Genomic DNA, 13,466 nt, shown 5'->3' on the forward strand with positions numbered 1-13,466 from the left:
CGGCTTAATTGTCGGCAGGCGCTTCGGGGTTTTCGCCGTCTGTCGCAGGCTCTGGCGCGTTTGCTGCTTCGCCACCGGTTTCAGGTGTCTCTTCGGACGATAGGGCATCGTTGTCCCAGACACCCGCTTCTTCCTGTCCATTGGCATAGCGCATTGTGCCCTGACCCTGACGCTTGTTCTCAAAAAAACCGCCCTCATAGACATCGCCCGAGGGATAGGTCGCCGCGCCAACACCGGTGATCTTTCCGTCAGCCCAATCTCCTGAATAGGTAAAGCCGCTGGGCGCGGTAATAGTCCCTTTGCCATGGCGCGCGCCGTTGATGAAATCGCCCTCGTACACCGTGCCATCGGCAAAGGTAGATTTGCCTTTGCCCTGACGGACACCATCGACCCATTCGCCTTCGTATCGATACCCATTGGCGAAGGTGACGGTGCCGGTTCCATGGCTCACCGCATTGCGGAACTGGCCGGTGTAAACCGTCCCGTTGGGATAAGTTGCAGTACCGGTCCCCTCAAACACTCCCGCGATCCATTCGCCGTCATAGATGGTCCCGTCGGCATAGGTGCTTTGGCCCTTGCCATGCGGCAGATCGGCGCTGAGCGCACCGATATAGGCCGAGCCGTCGGGGTAGGTGATCTCACCAAATCCTTCGATCTGACCTTCGGACCATTCGCCGGTATAGCGATAGCCATCTGTGCCGATGAAGGTGCCTTTGCCATGGCGGCGGTCGTCTTGGTAGTCGCCCTCATAGACATTGCCATTGGCATAGGTCTCTTTGCCTTTGCCCTGTCGGCGACCTTCGGTGACCTCGCCTTCGTAGACATCGCCATTGGCCAGTGTCAGCCGCCCGGTTCCGGTCATCAGGTTTTGAGCCCATTGCCCGTCATACTCCAACCCGTCCGATTGGACCAAACGGCCTTGCCCGTGGCGTTGACCCTGCTGCACATCGCCCTCATAGACCGACCCGTCCGGGTAGGTGATCCGGGCCGTGCCCTGCTGTGCACCGTCAACCCAATCGCCGTCATAGATATAGCCATTTGGGTCAGTCCGGGTGCCCTTGCCGTGATGGCGGGCATTTTGAAACCCACCTTCATACCGCACGCCATTGGCATATTCAGCAATGCCTGAGCCGTTGATTGCACCGTTGAGCCATTCACCTTCGTAGGTCCCGCCATCGGCATAGCTGATTTTGCCCTGCCCTTCGGGCTGTCCTTTCGCGAATTGGCCCTCATAAACTGACCCGTTGGCGAAGCGGGCCGTGCCTTGGCCCTGAATTTCGCCTTCGACCCATTGACCGGAATACTCAAACCCGTCTGGCAAACGATATGTGCCAGTGCCGTGGCGTAGCCCGTTTTCAAACGTGCCTTCGTAGACCCCGCCAAGTTCGTCATCCTTGACGATCACTGTTCCATCCTGGGCCCATGCCGCCGTGATCGACAGGCTTAGAATCACAGCCGTGAGAGAATTGCGGATCAGCTTCATGGTTTGTCCTGCCTGCCCGATCATCGGTTTCATATGCGTTTGGGCAAAAATAGGGGACCGCACAGATCAGAGCAACGGCTTTTGAGCCATTGGTCTTCCACTCGCGCAATGATCTGCTAAATGCAGTAGGACTGGCGAAGGCAAGAGGGCAGCATGGCCGACCGTTTCCGTATCACACTGGCGCAACTCAACCCTGTCGTGGGCGATCTCGAAGGCAATGCAGCCAAGGCGTTTGCGGCTTGGGAACAAGGTCGCGAGGCCGGAGCTGATCTGGTCGCGCTGCCCGAGATGTTCATCACCGGATACAACACGCAGGACCTGATCATGAAGCCGGTGTTCCACCATGCGGCCATGGCTGCGGTTGAGGACCTGGCCAAGCAATGCGCCGACGGCCCGGCACTGGCCATCGGCGGTCCTTGGGCCGAGGATGACAGCCTGTTCAACGCCTATCTGATCCTTAAGGGCGGGCGGATCACCAGCAAAGTGCTGAAACATCACCTGCCTAATGAAACGGTATTTGATGAGGTGCGTCTTTATGATTCAGGCCCTCTAGGTGGGCCGTATTCGGTTGGCAATTCGCGCATAGGCAGCCCGATCTGCGAAGATAGCTGGCACCCGGATGTTGCCGAAACGCTGGGAGAAACGGGGGCCGAGTTTCTGCTGATCCCCAATGGATCGCCCTATTTCCGTGACAAATACGATGTGCGCTTGAACCATATGGTCGCGCGGGTGATCGAAACCGGACTGCCGCTGATTTACCTGAACATGGTCGGCGGGCAGGACGATCAGGTGTTCGATGGCGCCACGTTCGGCCTGAACCCGGGCGGAGAGCTGGCCTTTCGCATGCCGGTCTTTGATGAGACGATCGCTCATGTGGACCTTGAGCGCGGCGACGAAGGTTGGCGGATTATCCCCGCAGAAATCGTGCCCCAGCCCGATGCGTGGGAGCAGGACTATCGCGCCATGGTGGAATCCTTGCGTGACTACATGGGCAAAACCGGTTTCAAAAAGGCGTTGCTGGGTTTGTCGGGTGGTGTGGATTCAGCCCTTGTCGCGGCCATCGCCGTGGATGCCATCGGGGCCGAGAATGTGCGCTGCGTGATGTTGCCTTCGGAATACACCAGCCAGGCCTCGCTGGATGATGCCGAGGCGGTCGCAAAAGCGCTGGGCGTGCATTATGACTTTGTTCCGATTTCAGACAGTCGCGCCGCTGTGACGGACACTCTGGCCCCGTTGTTCGCCGGGCGGGACGCGGACCTGACCGAAGAAAACATCCAATCGCGCCTGCGTGGCGTGTTGCTGATGGCGATCTCGAACAAGTTTGGCGAGATGTTGCTGACCACGGGCAACAAATCCGAAGTCGCGGTTGGCTATGCCACGATCTATGGCGACATGAATGGCGGCTATAACCCGATCAAGGACCTGTACAAATCCCGCGTGTTTGAAACCTGTCGCTGGCGCAATGCCAATCACCGCGATTGGATGATGGGACCGGATGGCGAGGTCATTCGCCCCTCGGTCATCGACAAGCCTCCAAGCGCTGAGCTGCGGGAGGATCAGAAAGACAGCGACAGCCTGCCGGATTATCCCGTGCTGGACGGTATTCTTGAGATTCTGGTGGATCAGGATGGATCCATCGCGGATTGCGTTGCCGCTGGATATGATGAACAGGACGCGCGCAAGGTCGAACATCTGGTCTACATCAGCGAATACAAGCGTTTTCAATCCGCCCCTGGCACACGTTTGACCAGCCGCGCGTTTTGGTTGGACAGGCGCTATCCGATTGTGAATCGCTGGCGAGATCGTGGTTAAGCACGCTGGCCCTAAATCATAAACAGTGACCATAAATTGCGGTAACTGTTTCCAAAATCTGACAAAACCAAGCGATTTCAGGCGGTTCTGACTGTGTCAGTGCTTGTTTGGTCGACATTTTTCTGCCACATTTATGCTTGGAAGTTGCCCTATATGGGGCGGATGTGACGCATTGCTGTAGAGTTTGCAGTTTTTGACAAGTGTTTTGTCTGTGTGATGCATCCGGGGTTGGATGTCTGAGTTAATGGTGTGGTGTTAACATGTACGAGGAATACGATAGGTCTCTGCACAAGCCGTGGCAGTACAGAACAATGGAATCTCCGGCTCAGGAGCTGGATGAAGCAAAGCTAGACGCAGCAATTGCCGATCTGATTGGGGAGCAAACCGCGGAGCCCCCGCAGCGTCTGGAATTCCCTGATTTGAAGTCACAACCTGAAATTTCGGCAAAAACTGATACCAAAGACGGCGGTTTGTCTGGCGTGTTGCGCCAGAAATGGGCTGAACTGTCCGGCGCAGCTTAAGCGCTGCCAAATCTATCATGCACTGCGCCTGCTGGCACCTTTGCCACAGGCTGATACTATCGGTTTGATAGTTTCGATTTCTGTTGTCAGAGCATCCGGCTCTGGCATCTTGAGGGCTCGTATGTGTTAAGAACGAGTCATTGATGCCAGGCCCCAAGCCAAACCCATTTGAACCTGATCTCTCGCTGCCAAAATCTGTTGATGTTGTCGTGATCGGCGGCGGCATCATTGGCGTGTCCACTGCGCTGGAACTGGCTGAACGCGGCGTGTCGGTTCTGGTCTGCGAAAAAGGGCAGATTGCTGGGGAACAAAGCTCTCGCAATTGGGGTTGGGTTCGGCTTGGCATGCGTGACCCGCGCGAGATACCGTTGATGCAAGAGGCTTTGCGTATCTGGCCGGATTTGGATGCGCGTATCGGGCGATCGACTGGCTACACACAAGCGGGCATCCTGTTCGGAGCGTCTGGAGCGCGGAATGCAGGCAATCTGGAACGCTGGTTGCGCAACGTCGACGGGCTGCAGACCGGGGCACGGATGGTTTCGGGACCTGAACTGGAAGTGCTGCTGCCCGGGCAGGAAACCGACTTGAAGTGCGCGTTGTACATGCCGCAGGACGGGCGCGCGGAACCACAGCTAGCGGCCCCTGCAATTGCCGAAGGTGCGCGCGACAAAGGCGCTGCGGTGATGACCAATTGTGCTGTTCGCAGTCTTGATCTGCAGGCTGGTCAGATCACCGGGGTCTTCACGGAACGCGGGCGCGTTGCCTGTGACCATGTGGTGCTTGCGGGTGGTGCGTGGTCGCGCCTGTTTGCCGGAAATGCCGGGATCGATTTACCTCAGCTAAAGGTCCTGAACACCGTCATGCGCAGTTCGCCCGTTGAAGACGGCCCCGAAGCCGCGCTTTGGTCAGATGATTTTGCTATCCGAAAGCGGGCAGATGGGGGATATACCATCGCGTCGGGCCATGAAAACACCTATGATCTTGTGCCTGATAGTTTCCGGTTGGCATTGCAGTTTCTGCCAGCGTTTTTTCAGGAATGGAGGTCGCTGCGCTTTCGCCTGTCTGGCCGTTGGAAGGTTGAAGCCGCGCAAGATCGGAAGTGGCTACCTACTGATGTCACCCCGTTCGAGCATTGCAGGGTCCTGGATCCCGAACCATCGCAGAAGGTTCTGCGCAATGCCTGGGCCCGCGCTACAAAAGGATTCCCGGCCCTTCACAAGGCAGAAATCATACAAAGCTGGGCTGGGTTAATCGATGTCACACCAGATGCAATCCCGGTGATTTCCACGGTCGATGACGTCGCCGGACTGGTCATTGCCACAGGGTTCTCGGGGCATGGTTTTGGGATTGGGCCGGGGGCCGGGCGCTTGGCGGCTGATCTGGTCACCCAGCGCGCGCCCTGTGTGGACCCGGCCGCCTTTCGCCTGTCGCGGTTCAGCGATGGCTCAAAGGTGCGGCCGGACCCGGGATATCAAGCGCTTAGCCCATCATCTGATAGCTGACCGGCACAAAGCGGAACCCGTCGCCTCGTGTTTCCACGAAACCGGCGGCGGGGAAAGGCATGTGATAGCCGATCATCGGCACCTTATCTGCCGCCAGCATACCCAGCACATTGCGACGCGACGCCGAGGCGGCCTCTTTGTCGCCATCGAAGCTGAACCCCCAGTCGGGGCGCGCAAAGGACCAGACATAGTGGTTCGCCAGGTCGGCGGTCAAAACCAGCCGCTGCCCATTGCTTTCCAGATGGTAAACCATGTGACCCGGTGTGTGGCCATAGGCGGCCATTGCGGTGATGCCTGATGTGACCTCGCCGCCGTCTTCGACAAACGTCATCTTTTCGGCCTGCGGCTTGACCTTGGATGCCACCAAATCTCCGACAGGGTTGCCAGCGTCCATACCGGACCAGAAGTCATACTCGGTTGCCGCCGTAACATAGCGCGCATTCGGGAATGTTACCGCACCATCGGTGGTCATGCCGCCGATATGGTCGGGGTGCATATGGGTGATGACAATCACGTCAATCTGGTCAGGTGATACACCTGCATCCGCCAGCGCGGCCTGAATTCCACCCTGACCCAGCCCCGTGTCAAACAGCACCAATTCTGATCCGGTGTGGACCAGGGATGGTGTGAAGGCCAACAATCCCTTGTCGGGGGAGATGAAGTTATCCGACGAAATCTGATTAAATTCTTCTTCAGACGCATCGGCGCCAAACAGTGTTCGGACATCGTCGCGCGCGGCGCTGCCATCCAGCAAGGTTGTAACGGTGAAATCACCCAGCGCGAAGGATTTGGCGATGGTCGAATTTGCCTTGGTCTCGGCCCCTGCCGCCAACAGCGGAGCCGCTGCGGATGCGAATGGAAGGGCTGCGGCGGCGCCAAGGGCCGCTCTGCGTGTCAAATTGATGGCCATTTCTTAGTCTCCCTGTGAAAATGCCATATCGGAACATAGATCGCTACGGTTCCTCTGCCAGTATATACTTGGGTTCGTTATCAGCATGGATGAACATTGCGTGTGAACATTTGTTCATCTCGTGATCCGGGTGATAGGGTGATCGGAAACCTTGCTGGACAAAAACGCGCCTTTGTGACAAGAGCCGCGCCAACAGGAGACACCCATGACAACCACCCGTTTCGCCCCGTCGCCCACCGGTTACATCCATGTGGGCAACCTGCGCACCGCATTGATGAACTATCTGATCGCTCGCAAGGTGGGCGGAACGTTCATCCTGCGTATCGACGATACCGACCCAGAGCGGTCGAAAGAAGAATATGTAGATGCGATTAAGCGGGATATGGAATGGCTGGGCCTGCACTGGGACAAGGTCGAGCGTCAGTCGGACCGGCTGGGCCGCTATGCCGAAGCCGCTGACAAGCTGCGCGAGATGGGCCGCTTCTACGAGGCGTTCGAGACGCCGACCGAGTTGGACCTGAAGCGCAAGAAGCAACTGAACATGGGCAAGCCTCCGGTTTATGATCGCGCTGCGCTAAACCTGTCGGAAGCGGAGAAAGAGGCGCTGCGGGCTGAACGCGGCAATGGTGTCTGGCGCTTCAAGCTGGATCACGAGCGGATCGAATGGAATGATGGCATTCTGGGCGACATTTCGATCGATGCGGCCTCGGTGTCTGATCCGGTGCTGATCCGGGGGGATGGTCAGGTTCTCTATACGATTGCGTCGGTCGTGGATGACACGGAGATGGGTGTCACGGATGTGGTGCGCGGGTCGGACCACGTGACCAACACGGCGACCCAAATTCAGATCATCGAAGCGCTGGGCGGAAACTGCCCGCGCTTTGCTCATCACTCGCTGCTGACTGGCCCGCAGGGTGAGGCACTGTCGAAACGACTTGGCACGCTGGCCTTGCGCGACTTGCGCGAACAAGGCGTGCAGCCGATGGCCTTGTTGAGCCTGATGGCGCGTTTGGGCTCGTCCGATCCGGTCGAACTGCGCTCTGACATGGCCGAGCTGATCGAAGGCTTTGATGTAAGCCGCTTTGGCGCGGCCCCGACTAAGTTCGATGTGCAGGACCTGTTCCCGCTGACCGCCAAGCACCTGCAATCGTTACCGTTGGCGGATGTTGCAGATGCCGTGGTCGAGGCAGGCGTTCCGACGGAACTGGCCGAGCCGTTCTGGGCGATGGCTCGTGAGAACATCACCACTCTGTCCGATCTCAAGGGCTGGTGGGAGCTGTGCCGTGACGGGGCAGAGCCCTTGATCGCCGATGAAGACCGTGAATTCATCGCCGAGGCGGTTGCGCTGCTCCCCGACGGGCCGTTCGACGATGAAACATGGAGCAGCTGGACCAAAGCGGTGAAAGAGGCCACAGGCCGCAAGGGCAAAGGCTTGTTCATGCCGCTGCGCAAGGCGCTGACAGGGATGGAGCGGGGACCAGAGATGGCGGCTTTGTTGCCGCTGCTACAGGTGATCCGCGCGCGGGGCTGAAAGCCCTGAACCGAAAGCAAACTAGAATTTGAAGGAGGCAGGCAATTCGTCTGCCTCTTTTTGATGCTGCGGCTGAAGGATCGTTACCGACGCGCGCTGTAAGCGGTCATCCACAAACGCGGTCTCATCTGGGTTAAGCCGTTGGTGGCGCGGATATCTTGGCTCGGCCCGGTCATTCAGCACAGGCGCGTCCCAGCCATCGGTTGTGGCAAAGAAACGATCCGCCCCGTCTGGCCCGAATGTGCGCAGATATCCCTGTATAACCACATCGATGTAGCTGAGCAGCAAAGGGTGGTGATGCGAAGGCTGATTGTGCCGATCCTCCGGTACGGCATAAACCGCGATTTCGACTTTATGGGCCAGCGGATGGGAGACCGACCGCGTCGTCGGGATGCGATCATAGGCCCATTCCCGTTCATCCAGCGCGGCCCAGTCGTTCTGGGGGACATGCGCGATCATGCCTTCGATTTCGGACTCGGGATCGGGCACGGCAGTCAGGAAGGCAACAGACCGCAAATCCGTATGCTTCCACGCTCGTCGCCACCCTTTGAGCTTTGCCGGGCGTGGATCAGGGAAGTCATGGGTGGCTAGGTTCACAAGGCTGCCGTAGCCAAAGAAATAGGGGTCTGCCATCTGCTAGGAGCCTTTTCGGGTAATTGATGTATGTCAAACCGCTTTTTCGCCGAACATGCAATAAGGCTGTATATTTGAGCGAGGGAGGTCCCTATGCGGATTACCAAACGAACGAATATTGCTGTGCGCCTGCTGATGTATTGCGCGGCGCATCCGGATCGGCTGGTGACGAAATCCGAGATTGCCGAGGTGTGCAACATCTCGGAAAACCACTTGGCGCAGGTGATCAATCAACTTGGTCAGTTGGACTATCTGAGCACGCAGCGTGGCCGAAACGGGGGCATGTCGCTGGCGCGCCCTGCAGATCAGATCCGGATCGGTGCAGTGTTCCGGCATGTGGAAGGATCGCTGCCAATTGCCGAGTGTTTCGCGGATGCTGACAACACTTGCCCGCTGACCGATGCCTGCCGTCTCCGTGTGGCGTTGCGGGATGCGGCCGAGGTTTTCTATGCATCGCTCGATGATGTCACACTGGACGCGCTGGTCTGTGACAATGATCCGTTGCTGAAAATCCTGCAACCAGTGGCCTGCGCACGCTAGGATCAATCGCTGGCGCGCAATATGCGGGCCGGCCGGACAGACAAGGGTCGCAAGGCAAAGATCAATCCTGCACCTAGTGTGACAACGACCCCTGTGATCACGATACCCAAGGCCGAGGGCCAGATCACCTGGAACCCCGTGTCGAAGATATAGGTGGCAACGGCCCAGCCGCCCAAAATGCCGACCAGCAAGGCAATACAGCCCGCAGCAGCCCCCAGCAGCATGGCGCGCAGCGTGAAGCTTAGCAAAATACGACGGCGGTCGGCCCCGATTGTCTTAAGGATGGCGGCCTCATACCGGCGGGCCGGTTCGCCCGCAGCGGCCGCACCGATTAGGACAAGAAACCCGGTCAGAAGTGACACGCCCGCACCATAAGAGGTTGCAGAGGCAAGCCCTGCCAACAGGTCCGAGACCCGGTCGATGGCGTCCCGCACGCGCACTGCAGTGATGTTGGGGAACTGTCCTGCCAGATCGCGCAGAATGGCGGCTTCGGCCTGTTCTTCGGCGTAGACGGTTGCGATGAAACTATGCGGTGCACCGGCCAGGGCCGAAGGGTTCATCGACATGATAAAGCCCATGCCTGCCGTCGAAAAATCCACCTCCCGCAGGGATGTGACTGTGGCGGTGATATCCCGGCCCAGAATATTTACGGTCAGATCGTCGCCGATGTTCAGACCCATTTCCTCGGCCTCTTCAGCGGCAAAACTGATCTGAGGGCTGCCTGCATAGTCTTCCGACCACCATTCCCCCGCTGTGATCCGTGCGTTTTCTGGGGGGAGGACAGAGTAGGTGACGCCTCGGTCGCCTTCCAAAACCCAGTGACCCCCCGCAACCTCGCGCGCAGGTTGGCCGTTGATCTTGGTGATGATCCCACGCAACATGGGCGCGCTTTCCAAGCGGCTGACAGCAGGGTCCGTTTCCAACCTTTCAGTGAAACCGGGCATTTGGTCTTTCTGGATGTCTACAAAGAAATAGGAGGGCGCGACCTCGGGCAAGTTGCCAGAAATGGCTTTCCGCAAGGTGCCATCGATCTGACCAACTGCTGCAAGCACCGACAGGCCCAAGCCCAGAGATAAGACCACTGAACCGGCCCCTTCGCGCGGATCAGAGATGGCCGTCAGGGCCCACCTCAATGAGGGTCGACCACGCGAGTATGGAACGCCCCGGCGCGCCAGCCAGCGAATGGCGATGGCAGCTACGGACAGAAGGACCAGCGCCCCGACCAAACCGCCGCTTGTCCAAAGTGTAAGTTCGGTTGAGCCACTGAACCAAGCAGCGGCTGCGATCAGGATTGCCAGCCCCAGCCCGGTCGCCATCACATAGGTCAGTCGGGGGATTTGTCGGGCCGATGTCAAGGCGTCGCGAAACAGGGTCGCTGCGCGGACCTCCTCGGTCCGGGCCAATGGCCAGAGGGTGAACAGGAACGCCGTGAGCAGCCCGTAGAGCGCGGCCTCGGCCAGGGGTTGGGGGTAGATCGAAAACACCGCAGGCACGGGCAGTTGGCTTTCAATGATTGGGGCCAACAGAAGAGGGGCGAGCCCGCCGAGGACAAGACCTATTGCGATACCAACCCCGGACAACAGCCCGATCTGGATCATGTAGGTCTGAAACACGGTTGCCCGATCCGCCCCCAACGTGCGCAGCGTGGCGATGGTTTCGGTTTTCTGTGACAGATAGGCCCGGACAGCGGCAGACACACCGATGCCGCCCACAGCAAGCCCGGACAGGCCGACCAGAACCAGAAAGGCGCTGAGCCTTCCGACGAATTCAGCTATGCCCGGCGCGCCGTTTCGAGCATCCGTCCAGCGCATACCTGTGCCATCAAACGTTTCTGCAGCCTCGGCCGAGATCACCTCCAGCGCGGTCGCATCCGGCAGATCCAGCCGGTATTTGGTCGAGAACAGAGTGCCCGGTTCCAACAGGCCCGAGGCGCTTAGGTCTTCGGTTCGGACCAGTGTTCTGGGGCCAAGGCCAAAGCCTCCAGCCGCGCCATCAGGTTCTGCAGTCAGCGCAGCCATCAGGACGAATTCCTGCGTGCCCAAGGCAAAGGTATCCCCGATGGAAAGCCCTAGCCGGTCCATCAAGACCTGTTCCATCAAGGCGCCCGGCAGATTGAAGTCACCGTCCAGAGCATCGGACAACGGCATGTCTGGGTTCAGTCCAACCTCGCCCAGCAGAGGATAGCGGACGTCAACGGCCTTTACCTGCGTCAGTGCGCGTTCGGGGTCTGTTTCTTGTTGAACAACGGCAAGTGAGCGAAAATCCACGACCTCTGATACCACCTGGGCTTCTTTTGCCATCCAAGCGCGTTCTTCAGGGGTGGCGAACCGATAGGTGAACTCCAGCTCGGCATCACCCCCGAGCAAGGCTGCACCTTCCTGAGTCAGCCCGGTTTGAATTGCATATCGAACCGAACCCACCGCAGCGATTGCGGCGACGCCAAGCGCCAGACAGGCAAGAAAGATGCGAAATCCCCTGAGACCACCGCGCAGTTCACGTCGCGCCAGCCGTCCGGCCAGTCGCAGGCTCATTCTGCCGCCTCTTTTTGTGCATCCTCGGCGACACGCCCATCGCGCAACCGAACTACCCGGTCGCAGCGGTCGGCCAGGGTGTGGCTATGGGTCACCAAAACCAATGTCGCACCATGTTTGTCACGCAAGCCAAACAATAGGTCGACGATCGCGGCGCCATTTGCCTCATCCAGATTTCCCGTCGGTTCATCTGCCAGCAGGATCTGTGGGCGCGGCGCCGAGGCGCGGGCGAGTGCGACGCGTTGCTGCTCACCCCCGGATAATTGGGCCGGGTAGTGATCTCGCCGATGCGACAGGCCAACCGCGTCAAGCTCGGCCTCGGCCCGGGCAAAGGCATCCTTGTGACCCGCCAATTCCAAAGGCGTGGCGACATTTTCCAATGCCGTCATCGTCGGGATCAGGTGGAAATTCTGAAACACCACGCCCATCGTATCCCGGCGGAACCGTGCCAAGTGATCCTCGTCCATACCGGTTAGGTCCTGACCCAAGGCTATCACCGAGCCTCCGGTCGCTTGTTCCAAACCGCCCATCAACATCAACAGCGAGGATTTGCCCGACCCTGATGGCCCGACCAGTCCCAGCGTCTCGCCCTGGTTTACCGACAGCGTTATGCCGTGCAGAATATCCACCCGACCGGCATTGCCTTCTAACGACAAAGCAGCATTTTGGAGGGAGAGTACGGGCTGTGGCATAAGACTTTCCATATAGGAGCAATATCTTGGGATATGGAGCACTTACGAGAATGCGCAAGGGCTTTCTGGCGGGCCTGTTTGCCTGTTGCGGATTTGCGGCCACAGCAGAACCCGTTGTCATTGCAGCATTGGGGGATTCGCTGACGCAAGGCTATGGGTTGGTTGAAGAGAACGGGTTTGTCCCGCAGCTGGAACGTTGGCTTGCGGCTGAGGGAGCAGAAGTTCGCGTGATCAACGCTGGTGTCTCGGGGGATACAACAGCCGGGGGTGCTGCACGGGTCGAATGGACCCTGACCCCCGAAGTAGACGGCATGATCGTGGCGTTGGGCGGCAATGACCTGCTGCGCGGGATTGACCCGGGTGTGTCGCGCGCCAATCTGGAGAAAATTCTAAGCGTGGCGCAGGCGGGGGATGTCGAGGTCCTGTTAGTGGGCATGCAAGCCCCGGGCAATTACGGGCCTGCATACAAGCAAAGCTTCGATGATATGTACCCCGAGTTGGCGCAAGAATATGATACGCTTTATGCGACCAGCTTTTTCGAAGGGTTGGCAGCGGATGGTGATCCCAATGCTGTTGGCGCATTCATGCAACCCGATGGAATTCATCCCAACGCCAAGGGCGTTGCGCTTATTGTCGAGGCTTTGGGCCCCAAGGTTTTGGAATTGGTCAACACGACTGCAGATTAAGGGGGGCATATGCCTGGGCGGTTCTTTCTGACGCAACCAATTTCTGACATTGCCGAAGCGCTTGATCTTTCGGGCGACGTCCCCGCGCAAACCGCCCGCCGCAACATCCAACCCGGTCAAGAGATGTTGGTGCTGACCCAATCGGGCCTGGTGCCGATGCGTTGGGGCATGATCCCGGTTGGTCGGGTCAATGCCCGTGGTCGTCCTGTGATGGAAACGATCATCAACGCCCGCTCTGAGACCGTGTTCGACAAAACCGCATTCGAAGGCGTTGGTCGTGCCGTAGTCCCTGTCGACGGGTGGTACGAATGGACCGGTGAGAAGCGCCGCAAGGCCGCGTGGCGTATCTGTTCCGCCGACGGAGCCCCGCTGTTCTTTGCGGCGATCACAGATACATGGCAGGCACCGGGCGGGTTGCAGGTTGATCAGTTTGCGACCGTCACTTGTGAGCCGAATGGCGATGTGAAACCCATCCACCATCGGATGGGTGTTTTGTTGAACCCTACGGATGCTAATACTTGGCTGACCGGCTCTGAGGATCAGGCTAAAGATCTGATGCGCCCATGGCCTGACGGGTTGTTACTGATTGAAGAAGCAACTGACGTAGATTGGACCGCACCGTAGC

The 13,466-nt window shown here is 58.7% G+C and carries 12 protein-coding genes; 7 read left to right on the forward strand and 5 right to left on the reverse strand.

What is annotated here, in order from left to right; translation table 11 throughout:
- Window positions 1-4: 4 nt before the first annotated feature.
- Window positions 5-1,483 (reverse strand): MORN repeat-containing protein, encoded by a 1,479-nt coding sequence (locus tag AC2FGE_RS10105; protein ID WP_496819260.1) that lies wholly within the window; start codon window positions 1,481-1,483, stop codon window positions 5-7.
- Between the two features lie 153 nt (window positions 1,484-1,636).
- Here AC2FGE_RS10105 and AC2FGE_RS10110 point away from each other — a divergent pair, with 153 nt between their 5' ends.
- The 3 genes from AC2FGE_RS10110 (at window position 1,637) to AC2FGE_RS10120 (ending at window position 5,318) form a co-directional block, all read left to right on the forward strand.
- Window positions 1,637-3,295: an NAD+ synthase gene (locus tag AC2FGE_RS10110; RefSeq protein ID WP_496819093.1), complete on the forward strand. Its 1,659-nt coding sequence runs from the start codon at window positions 1,637-1,639 to the stop codon at window positions 3,293-3,295.
- 311 nt (window positions 3,296-3,606) lie between these two features.
- Window positions 3,607-3,816, forward strand: a complete 210-nt coding sequence (locus AC2FGE_RS10115) for a hypothetical protein (RefSeq protein WP_496819094.1) — start codon at window positions 3,607-3,609, stop codon at window positions 3,814-3,816.
- Between the two features lie 143 nt (window positions 3,817-3,959).
- The gene (locus AC2FGE_RS10120; RefSeq protein WP_496819095.1) at window positions 3,960-5,318 is read left to right on the forward strand and encodes an NAD(P)/FAD-dependent oxidoreductase; all 1,359 of its coding nucleotides are present in this window, start codon (window positions 3,960-3,962) and stop codon (window positions 5,316-5,318) included.
- On the opposite strand, the gene AC2FGE_RS10125 is transcribed toward AC2FGE_RS10120, so the two are convergent.
- Complete coding sequence (locus tag AC2FGE_RS10125; protein WP_496819096.1) at window positions 5,296-6,228, reverse strand: MBL fold metallo-hydrolase; 933 nt, start codon at window positions 6,226-6,228, stop codon at window positions 5,296-5,298. The two genes, AC2FGE_RS10120 and AC2FGE_RS10125, sit on opposite strands and share 23 nt — an antisense overlap.
- Before the next feature lie 205 nt (window positions 6,229-6,433).
- Between AC2FGE_RS10125 and gltX the strand changes: the two genes are divergently transcribed.
- On the forward strand, window positions 6,434-7,759 hold the full coding sequence (gene gltX / locus AC2FGE_RS10130; protein ID WP_496819098.1) for a glutamate--tRNA ligase: 1,326 nt from the start codon (window positions 6,434-6,436) through the stop codon (window positions 7,757-7,759).
- A 21-nt stretch (window positions 7,760-7,780) separates the two neighbouring features.
- On the opposite strand, the gene AC2FGE_RS10135 is transcribed toward gltX, so the two are convergent.
- A complete protein-coding gene (locus AC2FGE_RS10135) occupies window positions 7,781-8,392 on the reverse strand; it encodes a gamma-glutamylcyclotransferase family protein (RefSeq protein ID WP_496819099.1) in 612 nt (203 codons plus the stop codon).
- A 93-nt stretch (window positions 8,393-8,485) separates the two neighbouring features.
- Here AC2FGE_RS10135 and AC2FGE_RS10140 point away from each other — a divergent pair, with 93 nt between their 5' ends.
- Entirely contained in the window at window positions 8,486-8,932 is a 447-nt protein-coding gene (locus tag AC2FGE_RS10140) for an RrF2 family transcriptional regulator (RefSeq protein WP_480548644.1), read from the forward strand.
- A gap of 2 nt (window positions 8,933-8,934) precedes the next feature.
- On the opposite strand, the gene AC2FGE_RS10145 is transcribed toward AC2FGE_RS10140, so the two are convergent.
- Both AC2FGE_RS10145 and AC2FGE_RS10150 read right to left on the reverse strand, forming a co-directional pair.
- A complete protein-coding gene (locus AC2FGE_RS10145) occupies window positions 8,935-11,463 on the reverse strand; it encodes an ABC transporter permease (protein WP_496819100.1) in 2,529 nt (842 codons plus the stop codon).
- Window positions 11,460-12,155, reverse strand: a complete 696-nt coding sequence (locus AC2FGE_RS10150; protein ID WP_496819101.1) for an ABC transporter ATP-binding protein — start codon at window positions 12,153-12,155, stop codon at window positions 11,460-11,462. The genes AC2FGE_RS10145 and AC2FGE_RS10150 overlap by 4 nt, the downstream gene beginning before the upstream one ends.
- Before the next feature lie 50 nt (window positions 12,156-12,205).
- Between AC2FGE_RS10150 and AC2FGE_RS10155 the strand changes: the two genes are divergently transcribed.
- Window positions 12,206-12,841, forward strand: coding sequence for an arylesterase (locus tag AC2FGE_RS10155; protein ID WP_496819102.1), 636 nt, complete (start codon window positions 12,206-12,208; stop codon window positions 12,839-12,841).
- 9 nt (window positions 12,842-12,850) lie between these two features.
- Window positions 12,851-13,465 (forward strand): SOS response-associated peptidase, encoded by a 615-nt coding sequence (locus AC2FGE_RS10160; protein ID WP_496819103.1) that lies wholly within the window; start codon window positions 12,851-12,853, stop codon window positions 13,463-13,465.
- Window position 13,466 lies beyond the last annotated feature (1 nt).

This window comes from Ruegeria sp. YTSA075, from assembly GCF_059610245.1.